Origin of the sequence: Marvinbryantia formatexigens DSM 14469, assembly GCF_025148285.1 — a bacterium.
GTDB lineage: Bacteria > Bacillota > Clostridia > Lachnospirales > Lachnospiraceae > Marvinbryantia > Marvinbryantia formatexigens.
Genome location: NZ_CP102268.1, coordinates 4,101,395 through 4,121,067, shown reverse-complemented (window position 1 = coordinate 4,121,067; position 19,673 = coordinate 4,101,395). Strand labels below are relative to the sequence as shown.

The 19,673-nt window shown below is 52.9% G+C and carries 20 protein-coding genes and 1 riboswitch; all 20 genes read right to left on the bottom strand.

Annotated elements, in window-relative coordinates; genetic code table 11:
* Nucleotides 1-68: 68 nt before the first annotated feature.
* The 20 genes from NQ534_RS19260 to acsE all read right to left on the bottom strand — a co-directional run bounded on the left by NQ534_RS19260 (nt 69) and on the right by acsE (nt 19,671).
* A complete protein-coding gene (locus NQ534_RS19260; RefSeq protein WP_040782462.1) occupies nt 69-524 on the bottom strand; it encodes a MarR family winged helix-turn-helix transcriptional regulator in 456 nt (151 codons plus the stop codon).
* 151 nt (nt 525-675) lie between these two features.
* The gene (locus NQ534_RS19255) at nt 676-978 is read right to left on the bottom strand and encodes a hypothetical protein (protein ID WP_006861131.1); all 303 of its coding nucleotides are present in this window, start codon (nt 976-978) and stop codon (nt 676-678) included.
* A 91-nt stretch (nt 979-1,069) separates the two neighbouring features.
* Entirely contained in the window at nt 1,070-1,627 is a 558-nt protein-coding gene (locus tag NQ534_RS19250; RefSeq protein ID WP_006861132.1) for a Fe-S-containing hydro-lyase, read from the bottom strand.
* On the bottom strand, nt 1,628-2,470 hold the full coding sequence (locus NQ534_RS19245; protein ID WP_006861133.1) for a fumarate hydratase: 843 nt from the start codon (nt 2,468-2,470) through the stop codon (nt 1,628-1,630).
* A 149-nt stretch (nt 2,471-2,619) separates the two neighbouring features.
* Entirely contained in the window at nt 2,620-4,239 is a 1,620-nt protein-coding gene (locus NQ534_RS19240; RefSeq protein ID WP_040782465.1) for an FAD-dependent oxidoreductase, read from the bottom strand.
* A 12-nt stretch (nt 4,240-4,251) separates the two neighbouring features.
* On the bottom strand, nt 4,252-4,926 hold the full coding sequence (locus tag NQ534_RS19235; protein WP_006861135.1) for a 2Fe-2S iron-sulfur cluster-binding protein: 675 nt from the start codon (nt 4,924-4,926) through the stop codon (nt 4,252-4,254).
* Nucleotides 4,927-5,036: 110 nt separating this feature from the next.
* Entirely contained in the window at nt 5,037-5,891 is an 855-nt protein-coding gene (locus NQ534_RS19230; protein WP_040782468.1) for an FAD/NAD(P)-binding protein, read from the bottom strand.
* Nucleotides 5,888-6,937: a 4Fe-4S dicluster domain-containing protein gene (locus NQ534_RS19225; RefSeq protein ID WP_006861137.1), complete on the bottom strand. Its 1,050-nt coding sequence runs from the start codon at nt 6,935-6,937 to the stop codon at nt 5,888-5,890. Before NQ534_RS19225 ends, NQ534_RS19230 begins: the two co-directional genes overlap by 4 nt.
* Nucleotides 6,930-7,916, bottom strand: coding sequence for a 4Fe-4S dicluster domain-containing protein (locus NQ534_RS19220; protein ID WP_006861138.1), 987 nt, complete (start codon nt 7,914-7,916; stop codon nt 6,930-6,932). The genes NQ534_RS19225 and NQ534_RS19220 overlap by 8 nt, the downstream gene beginning before the upstream one ends.
* Entirely contained in the window at nt 7,904-8,347 is a 444-nt protein-coding gene (locus tag NQ534_RS19215) for a hydrogenase iron-sulfur subunit (RefSeq protein ID WP_006861139.1), read from the bottom strand. Before NQ534_RS19215 ends, NQ534_RS19220 begins: the two co-directional genes overlap by 13 nt.
* The gene (locus tag NQ534_RS19210; protein ID WP_006861140.1) at nt 8,338-10,326 is read right to left on the bottom strand and encodes a CoB--CoM heterodisulfide reductase iron-sulfur subunit A family protein; all 1,989 of its coding nucleotides are present in this window, start codon (nt 10,324-10,326) and stop codon (nt 8,338-8,340) included. The genes NQ534_RS19215 and NQ534_RS19210 overlap by 10 nt, the downstream gene beginning before the upstream one ends.
* A gap of 6 nt (nt 10,327-10,332) precedes the next feature.
* Nucleotides 10,333-10,725 carry a 4Fe-4S dicluster domain-containing protein gene (locus tag NQ534_RS19205; protein ID WP_006861141.1) on the bottom strand — a complete coding sequence of 131 codons (393 nt, stop codon included), beginning with the start codon at nt 10,723-10,725 and terminating at the stop codon, nt 10,333-10,335.
* Nucleotides 10,722-11,516: a CoB--CoM heterodisulfide reductase iron-sulfur subunit B family protein gene (locus NQ534_RS19200; RefSeq protein WP_006861142.1), complete on the bottom strand. Its 795-nt coding sequence runs from the start codon at nt 11,514-11,516 to the stop codon at nt 10,722-10,724. Before NQ534_RS19200 ends, NQ534_RS19205 begins: the two co-directional genes overlap by 4 nt.
* A gap of 78 nt (nt 11,517-11,594) precedes the next feature.
* Nucleotides 11,595-12,542, bottom strand: a complete 948-nt coding sequence (locus NQ534_RS19195; RefSeq protein ID WP_006861143.1) for an L-lactate dehydrogenase — start codon at nt 12,540-12,542, stop codon at nt 11,595-11,597.
* A 132-nt stretch (nt 12,543-12,674) separates the two neighbouring features.
* Nucleotides 12,675-12,870, bottom strand: a riboswitch (cobalamin riboswitch).
* Between the two features lie 115 nt (nt 12,871-12,985).
* Complete coding sequence (locus NQ534_RS19190; protein WP_006861144.1) at nt 12,986-13,834, bottom strand: bifunctional 5,10-methylenetetrahydrofolate dehydrogenase/5,10-methenyltetrahydrofolate cyclohydrolase; 849 nt, start codon at nt 13,832-13,834, stop codon at nt 12,986-12,988.
* A 12-nt stretch (nt 13,835-13,846) separates the two neighbouring features.
* Nucleotides 13,847-14,476 carry a cyclodeaminase/cyclohydrolase family protein gene (locus NQ534_RS19185; protein ID WP_006861145.1) on the bottom strand — a complete coding sequence of 210 codons (630 nt, stop codon included), beginning with the start codon at nt 14,474-14,476 and terminating at the stop codon, nt 13,847-13,849.
* A 110-nt stretch (nt 14,477-14,586) separates the two neighbouring features.
* A complete protein-coding gene (locus NQ534_RS19180; protein WP_040782473.1) occupies nt 14,587-16,272 on the bottom strand; it encodes a formate--tetrahydrofolate ligase in 1,686 nt (561 codons plus the stop codon).
* Nucleotides 16,273-16,290: 18 nt separating this feature from the next.
* A complete protein-coding gene (locus NQ534_RS19175; RefSeq protein ID WP_006861147.1) occupies nt 16,291-16,929 on the bottom strand; it encodes a DUF3786 domain-containing protein in 639 nt (212 codons plus the stop codon).
* 30 nt (nt 16,930-16,959) lie between these two features.
* Nucleotides 16,960-18,885 carry a corrinoid activation/regeneration protein AcsV gene (gene acsV, locus NQ534_RS19170; protein ID WP_006861148.1) on the bottom strand — a complete coding sequence of 642 codons (1,926 nt, stop codon included), beginning with the start codon at nt 18,883-18,885 and terminating at the stop codon, nt 16,960-16,962.
* Nucleotides 18,886-19,671: a carbon monoxide dehydrogenase/acetyl-CoA synthase methytransferase subunit gene (gene acsE, locus NQ534_RS19165; RefSeq protein ID WP_006861149.1), complete on the bottom strand. Its 786-nt coding sequence runs from the start codon at nt 19,669-19,671 to the stop codon at nt 18,886-18,888. It abuts the gene before it with no gap.
* Between the last annotated feature and the right edge of the window lie 2 nt (nt 19,672-19,673).

Sequence of the window (19,673 nt, the reverse complement as noted above, 5' to 3'; positions counted from 1 at the left end):
AATGTACAATTTTGGGACTAATCGCTTTTTATTTATCCCCCTTTCAAGGGGGATCGTTTATCGGTGGTTTATTTATTATCAGTCTCTCCCAGCATGGCGTTACGAAAACCGATCCGGTAAATCCGGATGGCTTCCAGCAGGCTTTCTCTCTGCTCGGAAGTCAGTTTTTCAAAGGCTGCATATTCCGCTTTCCGGATTTTGGGAACGATTTGTTCTGCATACGCAGTTCCCTCCTTTGTCAGATGAATGGTCTTGTTTCTCCGGTCGCTGGGCAATTCCCGCAGCTCAATAATTCCTTTTTTGTAAAATCCTGTAATAACGGCATTCACTGTCTGCTTCGGAAGAAATGTTTTTTCGCAGATTGTCTTCTGTGTACATTCTTCCGTGAACATAATCATTGTTAAAATTTGCAGGCTGGTATACGAAATATCCAGAGTGCGCGCGTAATCCTCGTAAACCATATTTATTACATGACATTCCTCGCAAAACCGGGATACCTGTCTGGCAATCCGGGAATCATCCATTTATATCACTTCTTTCTTTAGTCTTATTTTGGGACTATTTTATCATGTAAATATCAGCTTGTCAATAGTCCAGTTTTAAGACTAATAAAAAAGGTCAGACCTCTCATGGAAATCTGACCCTGCTATAGTATAATTAGCATTACTGTTCTTTTTATTTTCCGTCGCGCTCTTTGTCAAGCTTTACATTGCGGAAATAAAGCGCCATATCGATGGTGATTTCCACGATGTTGAGCACATAGAAGAACCAGCCGAGGTAAAACAGCCAGCCCGTTCCGGCGCCAGTGCTCCAGAGCATGAATTTGCGGATGATTCCGAAAACATATCCAATCCAGATAAAGAACTCAAAAAACAGGCTTTTTCCCTTGGCGGTTCTGGACGTCCAGGATTTCCGGATGGAAATCGGCCAGGAAAGCCCGAAGCAGAGTATCATCAGTGCCTCTAATAAATCTGTCATTTTTCTCCTCCTGTTTCCGCCCTCTGCCGCCGCGCTGGCAGGATGCAGTGTTCCATTCTGTCAGCGTACCCGGCAGGCAGAAGCGGCGGTATTATTTCTTCTGCTGCAGATAAGCGGCGCGTCCGCTCTCATACAGGTTGTTGCCCTCGCTGTCGATGATGACAAAAAGCGGCATTTCCTCCACGTAGAGCTTGCGCAGCGCCTCCGCCCCAAGGTCCTCGTAAGCGATCAGCTCGGCTTTTTTGATACATTTTGCCAGCAGTGCTCCGGCGCCGCCGATGGCTCCGAAGTAGACGCCGCTGTATTTTTTCATTGCCTCAACGACCTCCGGCAGACGGGCGCCCTTTCCGATCATGCCACGCGCTCCCACAGACATCATAGTCGGCGCATAAGCGTCCATACGACCGCTGGTGGTCGGTCCGGCAGAGCCGATGACCTGTCCGGGCTTTGCCGGCGTCGGTCCGACGTAGTAGATGGTGGCATCCGTCGGGTCGAACGGAAGCTTTTCCCCGCGCGCAAGCGCCTCGCACATTCTCTTATGTCCGGCGTCGCGGGATGTATAAATGGTTCCGGTAAGATACACGGTATCCCCGGCATGAAGCGTTTTTGCAAGCTCTTCGGTGAGCGGCAGTGTGATATGTTTTTCCATCTAAATCACCTCCGTTTTGTGGCGCGTTACATGGCAGTTAATATTGATGGCGCAGGGCATTCCGGCAATGTGCGTCGGCATCGTCTCAATATTTAAACCGATCGCCGTTGTCTTTCCGCCAAAGCCCTGCGGTCCGATGCCAAGCTCGTTGATTTTCGCCAGCATTTCCTTTTCCAGATCGGCATAGAACGGATCCGGATTTTCGGAATCGATCGGGCGCATCAGCGCTTTTTTCGCAAGCAGCGCCGCTTTATCGAAGGTGCCGCCAATGCCGACGCCGACAACCATCGGCGGACATGGATTCGGTCCCGCTGTCTCCACCGTCTCAATGATGAAATCCTTGATGCCCTGCAGTCCTGCGGACGGCTTGAACATGCGGATTGCGCTCATGTTTTCGCTGCCGAAGCCCTTCGGACCGACAGTGATTTTAATCTGCTCGCCCGGTACGATTTCTGTATAAATCATTGCCGGGGTATTGTCGCCGGTATTGCCCCGGCGCACCGGGTCCTTTACCACGGATTTGCGCAGATAGCCCTTATCGTATCCGCGGCGGACGCCCTCGTTTACCGCCTCGGAGAGGTCGCCTCCGACGATATGTACATCCTGCCCGATTTCCAGGAAAACACACGCCATACCGGTGTCCTGGCAGATGGGCACGTTCTCCGCGTCGGCAATCTCATAGTTTTCAATAATTTTATCCAGCACGCCCTTTGCAATCTCGCCGTCCTCGCAGGCGCGGCAGTTTTTGATCGCACATTTTACATCGGACGGAAGGTGCTCGTTCGCTTCGATACAGAGCCGCTCCACCACATCTGTAATCTGACCTGCATTTATTTCACGCATATGAATGCTCCTTTCCGGCCTCCGCAGGGCAGAGACGCTGTGGTCTTCTGCCCCGGAAGGATGAATAATTTATGTTGCTGTTCACGCCAGCCTCAGGCACCTGCTGTTATCTGCGAAGGTTGCTATGCACAGAGTGAACAGTAATTGATTTACTCGACAGCCGATTCGTGACGTGCATACTTCGGAAGCAGCAGCGGGGATACGCCCTCTTCTGTCGCATTTGCAGCCGCCAGCTCCTCTGCGTATTTCTCAACGTGCTCCAGCGTCATAGCGCCAAGCGTCACATCCTTCGCCTTTGCAGCAGCCGCTTTTCCGGCGTTGCGACCGAACACGATGATATCCAGCAGCGAATTGCCCATCAGACGGTTTCTTCCGTGGATACCGCCCACCGCTTCGCCTGCCACCAGCAGGTTCGGGATAGCTTTTGTGAAGCCGTCCGCCTCAATCTCCACGCCGCCGTTCTGATAATGCAGCGTCGGATAGATAAGAATCGGAACCTTTCTCATATCAATGCCATACTTCATGTACATACGGAACATTGCCGGTATCCGCGCTTCAATCGTGCCTTCTCCGCCAAGGATTTCGATCATCGGCGTATCCAGCCAGACGCCCTTCTGTCCGCCCGGCACCTCAACGCCGCGTCCCTCCTGGCACTCTCTGATAACGCCGGAGGCATTGACGTCGCGTGTTTCCAGCGGATGGATATAAGCTTCGCCCTCCGCATTGACAAGCTGTGCGCCCAGGGAACGCACCTTTTCCGTAACCAGCGCGCCCAGAAGCTGCGACGGGTAAACGGCTCCTGTCGGATGATACTGGATGGAATCCTGGTAAAGGAGCTTTGCTCCCGCGCGATAGCCCATGATCAGACCGTCTGCGGTCGCACCGTAGTGGTTTGATGTCGGGAAGCCCTGATAATGCATCCGTCCGGCGCCGCCGGTTGCAAGTACAACGGTCTTTGCTCTGGCAACCGAATAATCGCCTGTTTCCATATTCAGCAGAACCGCGCCTGCCACCTGTCCTTTGTCATCCTTGATCAGTTCCACAGCGGAGGTAAATTCTACCACAGGAATCTGACGGTTGAGCACCTCGTCGCGCAGGGTGCGCATGATCTCCGCCCCGGAATAGTCCTTTGCCGCATGCATTCTCTTCCGGGAAGTACCGCCGCCGTGCGTGGTGATCATCCGTCCGTCGTCTTCTTTGTCAAATTCCACGCCCAGTTCGTTCAGCCACTTGATGGCGTCCGGCGCTTCCATAACAAGGCGTTTTACCAGCTCCGGCTTTGCGGCAAAGTGTCCGCCGCCGAAAGCGTCCAGATAATGCTGTACCGGCGAATCATTTTCCTTGTCCGCCGCCTGGATGCCGCCCTCCGCCATCATGGTGTTGGCGTCGCCGATGCGAAGCTTGGTGACGATCATCACATTCGCGCCGGCATTGTGCGCCTCGATCGCGCAGGACGCGCCCGCGCCGCCGCCGCCGATAACAAGCACATCCACATCGTAATCCGGGTTGCTTAAATCTGTCTTACTGTTCAGCAGACGGCTGTTGGAATGCAGAAGATGTACCAGCTCTTTGTTTGCTTTCTGTCCTTTGTTCGGACCTACTTTGATTTCTTCGAATGCTTCTTCTCTGTAATCCGGATGGAATTCTTTAAGGAGATTGTCTTTTTCCTCTGCGGTCAGACGTCTCGGTTCCGCCGCCATACGCGCTTCTCTTGTAGCCTCTACTTTTCTGACGGATTCCATCATAGACTCTGGATATGGTGTGTACATGTCTGACCCTCCTTATTCCTCAATTTCTCTGTTGTTGTAAAGTTCCTGCATTTCGGTGATCGGCTTCTGCATGATCTGCTCGATCATCTCGTCGTAAGCGCCGGAATGAATCTCCTCCACGCGCTTCTCCAGATGCTCCGCCTTCGGAGCGATATATTTTCCGGTAAGTCTGCGCGCCAGCAGTCCCACCATCGGATGGGAAATGCCCGCCGGACATCTTACGGAACAGCAGCCGCAGCTTACGCAGTCGAAGGATTCCTCGGCGCACTTTTCAAATTCGCCGCGCTGCGCATATGCGATATACTGCATAACGTTCAGATCCTGCGTACATGCCTTTGTACAGGCATTGCAGCCGATGCAGCTGTAGATTTCCGGATACAGCTCCATCATAATGCGCTGGTCCGGCTTGATTTCGTTGATATCGTAGGTTCTTTTATCTGTCGGGAAAAACGGGATGCTTGCCACATACATGCCCTCCTCCACCTGTGTCTGACAGGCAAGGCAGGTCTTTAATTCATTTTTCCCCTTGATCCGGTAAATCGTCGCACAGGCGCCGCAGAAACCGTGGCGGCAGCCGCAGCCTCTCTTTAACGTATAACCGGCGTATTCCATCGCGGTCATAATCGTCAGGTCGGCGGGCACGCTGTACTTCTTACCGAAAAAATATACGTTTACCATTTTTTCCATAATTGTTTGTCCTTTCTTACACTCCGTATATTCAAACCGCAAAGCACGGTCCTTCGCAGATAAATCTGCGCGGTCTGCCTTATGCGGTTACTGAATGGCAGAACTGGTGTTCAATACTCATTCGGCATTTCGTCTATTTCGTCGCAGCGGAATACGGGACCGTCTTTGCACACATATTTTGATCCAATGTTACATCTGCCGCATTTTCCGATTCCGCATTTCATGCGCAGCTCCAGGGTGGTGTAGACCTGCTCTTTAGAGAAGCCCATTTCCACGAGCGCCGCCAGCACGAATTTTATCATGATGGGCGGTCCGCAGATAAGCGCCGTCTTGTCGGTGGCAAATTCCAGCTCTTTCAAGTAGGCAGGTACGAATCCGACATGTCCGTCCCAGCCTTCCTGCGGGCGGTCGATGGTCAGATATACATTGACGCCCTCTGCTTTGCTCCAGACCTCCTGGATTTCTTTGAGCTGTACAAGGTCGTCCGCCGAACGGGAACCGTAGAGGATATCGACGGTGCCGTAATCAGCGCGGTTGTCAAGCACATAATTGATGACGGAGCGCAGCGGCGCCAGACCGATACCACCGGCGATAAACAGCAGATTTTTCCCTTTCAGCTCTGTCTCAACCGGGAAGTGGTTGCCGTAAGGACCGCGGACGGTAATCTCGTCGCCCACCTGCAGGCTGTGCAGGTAATCCGTCAGCATTCCGCATTTTTTGATACTGAATTCCTGGAATTCTTTATTTGTCGGCGAGGAGGTGATGGAAAACATACCCTCGCTGACGCCGGGCGCGCAGAGCATTGCGCACTGTCCCGGCATATGTTCAAACAGCTTGCCGCCCTCCGGCGCGTTGACGCGGAACGTCTTTACATCCGGCGTTTCCTGGCGGATGTCGGTAATCACGCCCACCATCGGAATCAGCGTATCTCTGGTATAATTTTTATGACAGGTACATTCGCTCACTGCTGTTCACCTCCCGCTGCTTTTTCTTCCGAAAACTTTTTAATTACTTTTACGATATTCAGGGATGCCGGGCATTTTTCCACACAGCGTCCGCAGCCGACACAGGAATACATACCGTCGTTATTCGCCGGGAAGTACACCAGCTTGTGCATAAAGCGCTGGCGGAACCGCTGCATCTGACTGGTACGGTTGTTGCCGTGCGCCATCATGGTGAAGTCGGAATACATGCAGGAATCCCAGCAGCGGTAGCGCTGCACGCCATGTCCGGTATCGTAATCCTTGATATCGTAGCACTGGCAGGTCGGGCATACGAAGGTGCAGGTTCCGCACGCCAGGCACGGTTTATACAGCTCCTCCCAGAGCGGGGAATCGAATTTCTCCTTCTGGGCTTCCCCGTTCCAGCCCTCTAATGACAGATGGCTGTACGGCAGCTTCTCCACAATGCGGCGGATATTTTCTTTTTCCGCCTCCACTTTTTCGCTGTCCCCTTCTGCCTCCGTGAGCAGATCACGCACTTCTTCTGTGAGCGCTTCACCCTTTACGGTAAGCGGCTTCCAGAAAAGCTCCTCTTCTATCATCCAGCAGGCAACGTCCGCCGCCGGGTCTGCGCAGTCGATGCCGAACACCCTGCAGAAGCAGGTTTCCTCCGGCTCGTGACAGGCGAGGGCGACGATCGTTCCGTGTTCGCGGCGCGCCGCATAGAAGGAATCCACCGGCTCCGCCAGAAAGACCTTATCGAGCACCTGCACGCCCTGCACATCGCAGGCTTTCATGCCGAATACCACAAATTCCTGTTCCTTCAGCGCCTGCGGCTCGATGGAAATCTTCTTTCCCTCACGCTTGCAGGTATAGAGATTCTCACTCTGCGGGAAAAAAGCATCCTTGGGGGATTTCACGGTCTTCAGCACATCAAGGGCTACCGTATCGCCCTCTTCCCATACCGCGAAGTTTGTCTGTCCGCCGATTTCCAGCGGCAGATACAACTCCTTCTTTTCCGCGATGCGGCGGTAAAGCTGCGGCAGGTTTTCTTTCGCAATCTTATACATGCTCCTTCCCCCTCTCTGCAACGATTCCCGGCTCGGCGTCGTCAAAGGTAAAGTGCGTCAGCGGCGTATCCGCCGTGATATCTTCGCCCGCCTGGTATTCTCCGTAAAGCTCGTTGATATCCTTGATAAACTTCCGGTTAAACAGGTGCAGAGGAATTCCCTGCGGACATACGCGGCTGCACTCTCCGCAGTCCGTACATCTTCCGGCAACATGGAAGGCACGGATAATATGGAACATTTTCTCCTCAAAGGAATCGGCGTTCGCCTTCTGGGAGCTGTCAAATTTTGTGCTGTCAAATACACATTTGCGGCAGCTGCACGCCGGACATACGTTGCGGCAGGCGTTGCAGCGGATACATTTGCTCAGTTCCTTCTGGAAGAAAGCAAACTTCTCCTGCGGGCTCATCGCCTCGATGCGGCGCACCTCCTCAAAGCGGTCCGCGTCCGTGGTGTCCGCAGAATCCCCGATCAGCTCGTCGTAAATCTGGTGCTCCTTGCCCTTGCAGACATGGCAGCGCTCCAGCATGGCATCCTTATAGGCGCAGCTCTTTTCTCCGTAAATAGTCTGGATCGTCAGCGTATCGCAGGCGTCCTCAATTTCCGCCCCGTCGATGCGCTCAATGCCCTTAATGCCCTGTTTTCTGATTTTTTCAATATCCAGCTTGCCCTTGCAGCCCACGCCGATGATGTACGCTTTTTCGCGGTCCACGCGGTGCTCCTTTAAGAGCTGGTTAAAGCTGTAGGTGTCGCACGGCTTCAGGCAGACCAGGGTCTTTCCCTCCAGTTTGGAGGCTTCTATCATATATTTGCTTAAATTCGCCCCGCAGAATCCGTTGTACACGAAATCCTGCAGTTCTTCCGCGTTTTCAAAGTAAGCCGGTTCCGGATTATAAGGCAGGTCGCCGGCTCTCCAGCCAAGGACGCGCGCAACCGTTCCGTCTGCCAGCAGCTCTTTTGCACGGTTAATTAATTCCTGCATCTTAAATCCTCCAATCTTACGTTCTTTCCGAGCGAGTAGATCTTCTCCACAAACTCGTTCATGGTTGCGGAGAATTTCGCGCCCTCCGCGGCGGAAACCCATTCCACGCGGGTGCGTCCGTTTTCCACGCCGATGAAGTCCAGCATGGAGAACAGCAGCGTCATACGTCTGCGCGCATAATAGTTTCCGGTGCTGTAGTGGCAGTCGCCCGGATGACAGCCGCACAGGATCACGCCGTCCGCGCCCTTCTCAAATGCTCTCAGGATGAACATCGGGTTGACACGGCAGGAACAGGGCACGCGGATGATCTTGACGTCCGCCGGGTAGGTCAGACGGCTGCTTCCAGCCAGGTCTGCGCCCGCGTAGCTGCACCAGTTACAGCAGAAAGCGACAATTTTCGGTTTAAATTCTTCATTCTTTTCTATCGACATATTGCATCCACCTCCGCTATAATCTGTCTGTTCGAGAAGCCCTGCAGATCCATCGCTCCGGACGGGCAGGCAACGGTACATGCTCCGCAGCCCTGACACAGCGCGCTGTTTACGACTGCGATGCGGCGCGTCTCACGGATGCCGTGGTCGTTTACTTCCCTGTCTTCATAGGTGATTGCTCCGTACGGGCAGACATTCGCACAGGATGAGCAGCCGTTGCAGAGCAGGATATCGGACTGCGCCGTACACGGGTTCGTCAGCAGCTTATCCTTTGCAAGCAGACCGATTGCCTTTACAGCCGCCGCGCCCGCCTGCGCAACTGTTTCCGGAATATCTTTGGGTCCCTGGCAGACGCCGGACAGGAAAATACCGGCTGTCGGAGATTCCACCGGACGCAGCTTTGCGTGCGCTTCCGTGAGGAAGTTGTTAGTATCGATGCTTGCTGTCAGCATGGTCGCAATCTTGCGGACATCCGGGTTCGGCTCGATGGCGGTCGCCAGAACGACCATATCGGCTTCCATCTTAATCTGCCGGTTATCCAGCAGATCAGACGCCTGCACAAGCAGTCTGCCGTTTGGCTGCGGCGCTACTTTGCCAACCTGGCCCTTGATATAATTGACGCCGTACTGCTCCACCGCACGGCGGTAGAATTCATCGAAGTTTTTGCCCGGCGTACGCACATCAATATAGAACACCGTCACATTCACATCCGGATATTTGTCGCGGATGAGCATGGCGTGCTTCGCCGTGTACATGCAGCAGATTTTCGAGCAGTAGCTCTTTCCTCTGCTGTCTGAGCAGCGGCTGCCGACGCACTGGATGAATACCATTTCCTTCGGCGCTTTTCCGTCGGAGAGGCGCTCCAGATGACCTTTTGTCGGTCCGGCGGCATTCATGATACGCTCCAGCTCCAGGGAGGTGATGACATCCTTGCTCTGGCTGTAGGCGTACTCGTCGTAATTGTCCAGCTTAATGGTATCAAAACCGGTTGCAACCACGATTGCACCGTATTTCTCTGTGATAATCTCGTCCTTCTGGTCATAGTCGATGGCGCCTGCCTGGCAGACCTTCGCGCACACGCCGCATTTGCCGGTCTTAAACTTGATGCAGTGCTCGCGGTCGATCACCGGTACATTCGGAATCGCCTGTGCAAACGGCGTATAGATGGCGCTTCTGGTGTTCAGCCCACGGTTGAATTCGCTGGGCGTCTTGCGGGACGGGCATTTCTCCTGGCACACGCCGCAGCCGGTACATTTGTCCATGTCCACGCTGCGCGCCTTCTTGCGGATATCGACCGTGAAGTCGCCAACGAAGCCGCTCACCTTTTCCACTTCACTGTATGTATAGATTCTGATTTTCTCGTGGGCTGCCGCCTCCACCATCTTCGGGGTGAGGATACATGCCGAGCAGTCCAGGGTCGGGAAGGTCTTGTCGAGCTGCGACATTCTGCCGCCGATACTCGGCGTTTTTTCCACGATATCCACCTCGTAGCCCGCGTCAGCGATATCCAGCGCTGTCTGGATGCCGGCGATTCCGCCGCCGATTACCAGGGCACGCTTTGTAACCCGGCTCTCGCCAGGCTTTAAGGGGGCATCCAGATTTACTTTTGCGATGGCTGCCCGCGCAAGGATGACCGCCTTTTTGGTAGCTTCTTCGATATCTTTATGTATCCAGGAGCAGTGCTCACGGATGTTGGCGATCTCCACCATATACGGGTTCAGGCCGGCGCGCTCCGCCGCCTTGCGGAAGGTCGTCTCGTGCATACGCGGCGAGCAGGAACATACGACGATGCCTGTCAGATTCTTCTCTTTGATTGCTGCAGCAATCTTCGCCTGACCTGCCTCCGAGCACATATACTGATAATCCTCCGCATGAACCACGCCCGGTTCCTGCAGAGCCATTTCTACTACTTTCTTTACGTCCACCGTTGCGGCGATGTTGCTTCCGCAATGACAGACAAACACTCCTATTCTCTGCATCTGTGCTCACCTCCTGTATCTTCTGAATGCACTGACTAAAAGCTGCTGCGGAAGCTCCTCATCAAGAAGCTCCGGAATTTCATCCGGCTGCAGATAATCTGCTCCGCGCTCACGCACGACAATCTGTCTTGCCGCGTCAATCAGCTTGCCGGGCTTTACATCCCGCGGACAGCGCTCCACACAGGCAAAGCAGGAAAGACATTTCCAGAGTGTCTTTGACTGTACCAGCGCCTCAATGTTTTCGTGCTGCACATAAGATACAAACTGGTGCGGTTTGATGTCCATTTCATCATATGAGGGGCAGGTTGCGGAACATTTTCCGCATTTCATACATTTTAAAGGATTGACGCCGCTGATTTCCTGAATCAGCTCCGCCTGCTTTTTTGCGGTCTTGTTCACTTCGCCACCTCCTCTTTGACACCGAGCGCCTCTGCGAGAAGCTCTGTAAAATAGTATACCGGAAGCTTTCCGTTCGTGCTCTTGTTCAGATTGTACAGGCACAGGGGACAGGCAGTGATCAGCATTTCTGCGCCGAAGCCGGACGCACTCTCCATAATCGTGTCGCACATGTTCTTTGAAAGCTCTTTTTCCTTCAGGGAAATGTAGCCGCCGCAGCATTCGTTGCGGTACGGGTAAATAACAGGCTCTGCTCCGATGGCATGGATGAAATCCTCGATAATCGTGGGATTTTCCGGATTGTCAAACGCCATCACGCTGCCCGGACGCAGAAGCAGACAGCCATAATAGGCGCCGATTTTTCTGCCCGTAAGCGGATTTACCACTTTTTTCTTCAGTTCATCAAACCCTACGCGGTCTCTTAAAACCTCCAGATAATGCAGCACCGTCGTCTCCCCGGCGTAGGGAGTCTCAAGCTGCATATAATTGTTTGCCCTTGTGCGGATGTCCTCCACATGCTTCATGTCGTCGTTCACGCGCTTGATGACATGATGACAGGCGGAACAGAGCGTAACAAGCTCCTGGCCCTTTTCCTTTGCCTCGTTCAACGCGCGTACAGAAGAAAGCTTCGTGGCAATCTCATCGCTTCCCAGCGGATAAACGCCGCCGCAGCACTGCCAGTTTTCAATCTCCTCCAGCTCAAAGCCGAGCGCACGCGCCGAAGCTCTTGCATAGGCATCCAGGTCTTTCGCCTTCGTCCGCAGGGTACATCCCGGATAATAACTGTATTTCATAGTTCCTCCTACCTTTTTCCATGCAGCAGTCCCGACGGGATGTTCTGCCGCATGTAAACTGCCGCCTCCCGGCAGCGTTTACAGTTCAATCTGTGCAATAACGTCTTTCAGCACCTTTGCGCTTGCACGCAGCTTTTCGATTTCTTCTTTGCTCATCCGCATCGGAACCTTGCCGCGGATACCGTTCGGTCCCACCAGCGTAAGTGTGCTTAAACATACATCGTCGATGCCGTACTCGCCGTGCATCATAGAAGATACGGTTGCAATCGAATCAGAGGACGCTACCAGAGTATCGCAGAGCTTGCAGACTGCAGCGGAAATTGCATAGAAGGTCGCTCCCTTGTTCGCAATAATCTTTCCGCCCGATTTGTGCACATATTCAGTCATGGCTTCGCGGTCCAGCTCCTCTATGTCAGCTCCGAGGGATTTCATTGTCTGATAATACTCATCAATGTGCGCGCCGGAAATATATGCGCCCGTCCACGGAATAAAGGAGGAATCACCGTGCTCACCGAATACGTAGGCATGGATATTTTTCTGTGCCACGCCGAAATGCTCGGAAAGACCGCAGCGCAGGCGTGCCGTATCCAGAAGCGTACCGGAACCGATAATCTGGTTCTCCGGCAGTCCGGAAATTTTCGTAAACACGTAAGTCATGATGTCTACCGGATTGCTTACAATGATGTAAAGTGCGTTCGGCGCTGCCTTTACAATTTCCGGCGTAATCTGTTTTAAGATGTTTACATTTGTCTGAGTGAGTTCGATTCTGGACTGCCCCGGCTTTCTTGCTACACCGGAGGTAATGATTACAATATCGGATTCTCTGGCATCTTCGTATTCGCCGCCGATAATGGATACCGGATCGCGGAAGCAGGTTCCCTGCTCAATGTCCATGACCTCGCCATCAACCTTTTCCTTGTTGATATCAATCAGTACAATCTGTGATGCGATGTCTCTCTGGGAAAGTGTGTAGGCAATCGTTGATCCTACGCTTCCTGCTCCGATAATCGTAATTTTGCTGCTCATAAATGTGTGTTCTCCTTTCTTAGATAGAGGATTTTGGTACAAAAAATGCGTCTGTTCCCATAAGCAGACACACCAAATAAACCATAGGGCTCTTCTACCCTATGACCGTCGGATGCCTGTGCTGTGTCTGGAGCACATCCTGTGTATCAGGCAGGTTTCCTGACTTACAGTTCGCCGTTCCCTTCACCTTCTCACATATCTGGGATGCAATGGTTACTGAAGTTCACTCCCTGAATACAGTGACCAGTTCGCTCAGGATTTTCACCTGATTCCCTCTTTCCAGAGCCTTGCCTTGCAAGACCTCTTCACCTGATACCTCGCTATTCTTTTGCACATACAGAGAATACCACATCGTTATTTTTTTGTCAATACTATTATTGTTATTTTTTTGACAAAAAAAGCGCAGCCCGCAGGCTGCGCCATTTTATCATTGCTCTGATTTTTTATAAGGTTCTCATTGCCGCTTCTACCACATGTCCGACAAGCACGGAGGTGGTTACGCTTCCAACGCCGCCCGGTACCGGGGTGATCGCGTCTACGATCGGTTCAACGGCTGCGTAATCCACGTCGCCGCAGAGCTTGCCTTCCGCGTTTACGTTAATGCCGACGTCGATGATGGTCTGACCTTCTTTTACATACTCAGCGCCGACAACGCCTGCGCGTCCGGCAGCTACGATGATGATGTCAGCTTCTCTTGCAACGGACGGCATATCCACCGTTCTGGTGTGGCAGATGGTTACGGTTGCGTTTTTCTTTACCAGCATCATTGCCGCCGGTTTTCCGACAACAAGGCTTCTGCCGATAACAACTGCCTTTTTGCCGGTGCAGTCGATGCCGTAATGGTCAAGAATCTCCATGCATGCCTGCGGTGTGCACGGCGGGAAACCGATCTTCTTGCCGGTGAATACGCCGGACATCGAAAGGTCTGTCATGCAGTCCACGTCTTTTTCTGCAGCCAGCGCGTTTTCGATAACCGCCTGGTCGAGATGCTTCGGCAGCGGACGGAACAAAAGAACGCCGTGGATCTTGTCATCTTTGTTTACTTTGTCGATCACTGCCAGCAGCTCTTCCTGCGCAACATCCTCCGGAAGGAGGATTTTTTCGCAGGCTACGCCAAGTGTCTCGCAGCGCTTCGTCGCACCCTTCTCGTAAGAAATATCGCTCGGATTTTCTCCTACGCGGATGATTGCCAGCGTCGGATTTACGCCCTTTTCCTGGCATGCGGCAACGTTCGCTTTGATTCTTTCATTCAATGCAGCCGTTACCTCTTTGCCCAATAACTGTTTTGCCATTGTTTTTTCCTCCTATTTAAGTCTCGAAAGAACGCTGTCGAAGATCTCATCCGCCTTTACGGTGTATTCCTCCAGCATTTTATCGCATTTTGCATTCAGCTCTGCAGCGAGCTCTTTGTCCGCCATTGATTTTGTATTGATGTATACGTTAAGGCTTGCGCCCTTCAGCGCCGCCTTGCAGAACGCAACGCCGACACCGGCATCGCTGATGGCAAGCGTGGAGCCCTTTGCAGCAAATTCTGCGATGATATCGATCGCCTCGCAGCATTTCTCCATGATTTCCATAGGAACGGAGCAGGCATCCTTTAATACGACTGCCATAACGCGCGCTTTTTCCGCTTTCTCTTCCTCCGTCTCCCGCGGCATACCGTATGCTTTGGAGAGCGGCTCGAAAACTTCTGCATCGCGCTCAATCAGACGGAGAAAATCCTTCTGAAGCTGGTCGCATTTTGCTTTCAATTCCACCATTTCTGCCTCAACGTCCGCATATTTCTTTTTGCCGACCGTAAGGCTTCCTACCATATTTCCAAGCGCCGTACCAACTGCGCCCACCAGTGCGGAAGCGCCGCCGCCGCCCGGAACCGGAGCCTTTGAAGCAAGTACCTCCACAAATTCATTACATGGTACTGTAGAAAATCCCATTATAAACTACCTCCTGAATTTATTCAGAAAACGCTTGCGTTTTCTGCGCGCCGGACGCCCTTCCTTTTGCGTCCGTGCGCATCCTGCACGGAGTGCTCTGACCCGAAGGGTTAGAATAATCCGGAAATCTTTCCGTTCTCGTCCACGTCGATGCGCTCTGCAGCCGGTACCTTCGGCAGTCCCGGCATGGTCATGATCTCGCCGGTCAGCGCTACGATGAAGCCTGCGCCTGCGGAGATCTTCAGGTTGCGTACCGTTACCTCAAAGCCGGTCGGTGCGCCGAGCTTCGTCTGGTCGTCGGTTAAGCTGTACTGTGTCTTTGCCATACAGATCGGGCAGTGCTCGTAACCGAGCGCGGTCAGCTCCTTCGCCTGCTTCTGTGCGTTTGCTGTCAGAACTACCTTGCTTCCGCCGTAGATCTTCTGTACGATCGCGTTCAGCTTATCCTCGATGGTGCCATCCAGCTCATACGCGAAGGTGAAGTCATTCGGCTGCTCGCACAGTCTCACAACCTCTTCCGCAAGTGCGATACCGCCCTCGCCGCCTTTTGCCCATACTTCGGAAAGCACAACATTTACGCCAAGCTCTTTGCATTTTGCCTCAACAAGGTCAAGCTCCGCCTTCGTGTCGGTCGGGAATGCGTTGATTGCAACCACGCACGGAAGCTTGTAAACATTTGTGATGTTGCTAACATGCTTCAGCAGGTTCGGAAGACCTTTCTCCAGAGCCTCCAGGTTCTCATTGTTGAGATCCGCCTTTGCCACGCCGCCGTTGTATTTCAGCGCACGCACTGTTGCCACGATGACAACCGCGTTCGGCTTCAGTCCCGCCATACGGCACTTGATATCCAGGAATTTCTCGGCACCGAGGTCTGCGCCGAAGCCAGCCTCTGTTACCGTATAGTCAGCCAGCTTTAATGCCAGCTTGGTTGCGGTTACGGAGTTGCATCCGTGTGCGATGTTTGCGAACGGGCCGCCGTGCACGATCGCCGGGGTGTGCTCCAGTGTCTGTACCAGGTTCGGCTTCAGGGCATCCTTCAGAAGTGCGGTCATTGCACCCTCTGCGTGCAGGTCGCCCGCCGTTACCGGCTTCTGCTCGGAAGCTTTTCCATATGTATAGCCTACGATGATCCTCGCAAGTCTCTTCTTGAGGTCGGTGATATCGCTTGCCAGACAGAGCACTGCCATGATCTCGGATGCTACCGTGATATCGTAGCCGTCCTCTCTCGGCATACCGTTTGTCTTTCCGCCAAGACCGTCTACCACGTTTCTAAGCTGTCTGTCGTTCATGTCCACGCAGCGTCTCCAGGTGATCTTGCGCGGGTCGATGTTCAGCGCGTTGCCCTGGAAGATGTGGTTGTCGATCATTGCTGCCAGCAGGTTGTTTGCCGCGCCGATCGCGTGGAAGTCGCCTGTGAAGTGAAGGTTGATGTCCTCCATCGGGACTACCTGTGCGTATCCGCCGCCTGCAGCGCCGCCCTTTACGCCGAATACCGGTCCGAGGGACGGTTCACGCAGCGCAACCATGACCTTCTTGCCGATTCTGGAAAGACCGTCTGCCAGACCCACGGAGGTGGTGGTCTTTCCCTCTCCTGCCGGCGTCGGGTTGATTGCCGTCACCAGGATCAGCTTGCCGTTCTCGGCATCTGTCTCCTTCAGCAGATTGTAATCGATTTTTGCTTTATATTTTCCGTACTGCTCCAGATATTTCTCGTCGATGCCCGCTTTTGCCGCGATCTCGGTGATCGGCTGCATCACTGTCTCCTGTGCAATTTCAATGTCTGATTTGAATCCCATAATACCCTCCATAAATAGTTACATTTTTTTCAGCGTATTAATGCTGATGTCCCCGACGACCGCCATGTCCTCAGGTGTGAAGGACAGCGGAAAATTGTCGGAAAAAAGCATCTGCGTACTCGGAGGAAATTCCTCATCCCCGGTCCAGAGTATAAACCGTACAAAATAATTGTTGATAATCTCCAGCTCGTAAGAAACATCCCCGTGAGAAAGCTTTTTCGCCCCCAACTGCTCAAAAGCCGCCGCCAGCTTTTCCGGCTTAAAGCCAAAGCCGTACGCAAGCCGTGAAAGGCATCTGCCGGAAAACTGACGGAAATAAACCTCGCCGCTTGGAACCTCCCGGTAAGTCAGAAAATTCCCGGTGGACTGCGACGATACCCCGTGCAGCAAAAAGCGCAGCGCCAGAATCTTTGCGGGAGTCTCCTCCGCGAGCACGGCGTAGGTCTCATCCTGCGCATCCGCCCGCGTCACGATAAGCTCCGGCCAGGAAATCAGATATTCTTTCTGCAGCATCCGCATCCGGAAGCACTGTGTTTCCTCATCAAAAGGAAGACCCGTGCGCGATGCGCACTCCATCGGGTCCATCTGCTGATACTGCTCCATATACTGCCCAAAAGGGATATCTTCTTTGCTGTTTTTTGCGTATTCTGGTATCATGTCTGCTCCTATCTGCCAACGCGTTAAAATTTATTCTGTAATGCTTGGGAAAAGCGATGCATCCGTGTGAGGAAGGAAGCACGCTCCCACAAATTCATCCATATAGGATGTGATGGCGCTCAGCTCCAGGTAAGTCATATTCTTTGCCACCTCGTAAACCTTGCGCTCCGCTTCACTGGAATACAGCATTGCATAAGCGCCCACCAGTGAAGAGTTTCCGATATATTCGTATAATTCCAGCGGAACATCCGGGAACATCCCGATGCGGACAGCGTTTTTCATATTGATGCCGCTGCCGATACCGCCCGCCACATACACATGCTCAATCATGGATACATCAAAGTCGCAATATGACAGCATTGTGCGGATTGCGGAGAAAATCGCGCCCTTCGCACGGATAAAGTTGTCAATATCCACCTCGTTGATTTCCACGTCTTTTACAGAACCGGCATCCTTTTCAAATGCCAGCACATAGGACCCGATGCCGTACTGGTCGTGACGGACACGCGCGCCCTCCCGGATAAATTTGCCCTTCGGGCTGATGATGCCGCAGCGGAAAAGCTCCGCGATCACATCAATGATACCCGAACCGCAAAGTCCGATCGGCTTTGTGCCCTCCCCTCCCACAACGGTAAAAGTCGGCTCCATTGTTTCTTTATCAATCGTACAGGCTTCAATCGCACCGTCTGTCGCACGCATACCGCAGCTGATATCGCCGCCCTCAAACGCCGGTCCTGCCGAGCAGGCGCAGCTGAACATAAAGTCCGAGTTGCCGAACACAATTTCCCCGTTCGTTCCAAGGTCGATAAACAGCGAAAATTCCGGTTTGTTCCAGAGCATACTGACAAACGCGCCCGCCGTGATATCGCCGCCCACATAGCTTCCAATGTTCGGCGCCACAATAATGTGCGCACACGGATTTGTTTTGATGCCGATATCCGCCGTATACATGGAATTCGTCTTGAAGAACGTCGGAATATACGGCTCTGTGCGGATACTGTCGCCGTTCAGCCCGAACAGCAGGTGATTCATGGTGGTGTTGGACGCCACGCTCATGCGGTAAATGCTGTTGTGACTGATTTTCGCCTGTCTGCACATCGTATCGATCAGCGGATTGATGGTCTCTTCGATCACAGCCTTCTGCAGGCGCTCGCTGCCGCCCGGCTTCACCGATTCAATGATACGGTTGATGACATCCGCGCCGTAGCGGATCTGTCCGTTTCCGGAGGAACCCTTTGCGAGAATGCTGCCGTCCAGCATATTGATAATAATCGCGGAAACCGTCGTCGTTCCGATATCCACCGCCAGTCCGGCAACCACCGCCGGCTTATCCTTCGGCAGGACATCGTAAACAAACACATCATTGGCGTTTTTGCGCCATACAACCTGCACGTCAAAATTACTCTCACGCAGCACAACTGCAAGCTTTTTCATAACTGCGTAAGGAATACGGACGATCTGCATACCGGTCGCTTCTGTAATCGCGCGGGTGAGACGCTCGTTATCCGGCATCGTGTCGTCCAGAGAAGGCACATCCATTTTAATGGATACAACCTCCATATCATTTTTTAATGCAATACCTGCTTCACATACCTGTCCTTTTAAGTCGTCGAAAATTTTAATTTCGTCCGGTGAGCTCAAATCCGCTACTTTCATGCGGCTGCGGTAAGCGGACGCAATATCCGGCACCAGCACCTCTACGTTATCGCAGATTTTGCTGACACAGGCCAGGCGCCACCCCTGCGCATACTCCTCATCACTGATATGGCGCGTCTTTTTCGAGTCCAGTGTCCCGCCGACCAGCTTTACGCGGCATTTTCCACAGGAAGCATTCCCCGAACAGGGCGCGTCGATAGCTACATTTGTTTTTCTCGCTACCTCAAGAAGGTTTTCACCGAAAGCAGCGAAGACGCTGACATCTTCGCTGTTTTCAAACTTAAAAGTTACCTTAAACATTTAAATCTCCAGATAGGAATCTGCGTACAGAGTGTTGTTCTTCAATACATCACAGGACTTGATAGTCTCCATCAGACGCAGGTCGTTCGGGTTTACGATCGCGGAGGTAAGACCCTGCATCATAGCCATAGCAACCATAGCGGAATCCATGATCGGACGGATATGCTTCGGCATACCGTTGGAGTTATTGGACAGACCGCCTGTGGAATTCAGTCCCATATCAGAGAACATTTTGATACACTCAAGAATCTGCATCTGCTTGTCCTGCATACCCTTTACAACCAGGAACAGCGGGTCGAACCAGAGGTCCTCCGCTTCCATACCATGCTCCAGACCTCTCTCAAGCAGCATCTGGCAGTAGCCCATACGCTCGTCGTTGTCCTTTGCAATACCTTCGCCGTTGCAGAGCGCGATAACGATCGCGTCGTTTGCAGCAGCAAGGTCGATGTTTTCAATTCTGCCTGCAGCATCCGCAGAGTTTACAATCGGTTTTCCCTTGGAACGGTTGTAAACGGAAATACCAGCCTCGATAGCCTTTTTGTTGGAGGTATCCAGTGCCAGCGGAACGTTGTCGAATTCGCTCTGAAGGAGCTGTACTGCCCACTTCATCAGATCCTCGCCGTCGCTCTCAGCCGGTCCGATGTTCACATCCAGATAAGTAGCGCCAGCGTCGAGCTGCTGTTTCGCTCTTTTCAGAATCGGTTCCGGGTCTCTCTCCGTGAAAGCCTTGTTTACTGCCGGAGCAGTGGTGGAGAGTCTTTCACCAATCGTAATAAATTTTGCCATTT

Excerpts from the sequence above, each read along its gene's own strand:
- NQ534_RS19175 (WP_006861147.1), bottom strand. The coding sequence starts at position 16,929 with ATGATACCAGAATACGCAAAAAACAGCAAAGAAGATATCCCTTTTGGG.
- NQ534_RS19220 (WP_006861138.1), bottom strand. The coding sequence starts at position 7,916 with ATGCAGGAATTAATTAACCGTGCAAAAGAGCTGCTGGCAGACGGAACG.
- NQ534_RS19260 (WP_040782462.1), bottom strand. The coding sequence starts at position 524 with ATGGATGATTCCCGGATTGCCAGACAGGTATCCCGGTTTTGCGAGGAA.
- NQ534_RS19215 (WP_006861139.1), bottom strand. The coding sequence starts at position 8,347 with ATGTCGATAGAAAAGAATGAAGAATTTAAACCGAAAATTGTCGCTTTC.
- NQ534_RS19190 (WP_006861144.1), bottom strand. The coding sequence starts at position 13,834 with ATGGCAAAACAGTTATTGGGCAAAGAGGTAACGGCTGCATTGAATGAA.
- NQ534_RS19245 (WP_006861133.1), bottom strand. The coding sequence starts at position 2,470 with ATGCGTGAAATAAATGCAGGTCAGATTACAGATGTGGTGGAGCGGCTC.
- acsE (WP_006861149.1), bottom strand. The coding sequence starts at position 19,671 with ATGGCAAAATTTATTACGATTGGTGAAAGACTCTCCACCACTGCTCCG.
- NQ534_RS19240 (WP_040782465.1), bottom strand. The coding sequence starts at position 4,239 with ATGTACACACCATATCCAGAGTCTATGATGGAATCCGTCAGAAAAGTA.
- NQ534_RS19200 (WP_006861142.1), bottom strand. The coding sequence starts at position 11,516 with ATGAAATACAGTTATTATCCGGGATGTACCCTGCGGACGAAGGCGAAA.
- NQ534_RS19235 (WP_006861135.1), bottom strand. The coding sequence starts at position 4,926 with ATGGAAAAAATGGTAAACGTATATTTTTTCGGTAAGAAGTACAGCGTG.
- NQ534_RS19210 (WP_006861140.1), bottom strand. The coding sequence starts at position 10,326 with ATGCAGAGAATAGGAGTGTTTGTCTGTCATTGCGGAAGCAACATCGCC.
- NQ534_RS19180 (WP_040782473.1), bottom strand. The coding sequence starts at position 16,272 with ATGGGATTCAAATCAGACATTGAAATTGCACAGGAGACAGTGATGCAG.
- acsV (WP_006861148.1), bottom strand. The coding sequence starts at position 18,885 with ATGTTTAAGGTAACTTTTAAGTTTGAAAACAGCGAAGATGTCAGCGTC.
- NQ534_RS19185 (WP_006861145.1), bottom strand. The coding sequence starts at position 14,476 with ATGGGATTTTCTACAGTACCATGTAATGAATTTGTGGAGGTACTTGCT.
- NQ534_RS19195 (WP_006861143.1), bottom strand. The coding sequence starts at position 12,542 with ATGAGCAGCAAAATTACGATTATCGGAGCAGGAAGCGTAGGATCAACG.
- NQ534_RS19225 (WP_006861137.1), bottom strand. The coding sequence starts at position 6,937 with ATGTATAAGATTGCGAAAGAAAACCTGCCGCAGCTTTACCGCCGCATC.
- NQ534_RS19250 (WP_006861132.1), bottom strand. The coding sequence starts at position 1,627 with ATGGAAAAACATATCACACTGCCGCTCACCGAAGAGCTTGCAAAAACG.
- NQ534_RS19255 (WP_006861131.1), bottom strand. The coding sequence starts at position 978 with ATGACAGATTTATTAGAGGCACTGATGATACTCTGCTTCGGGCTTTCC.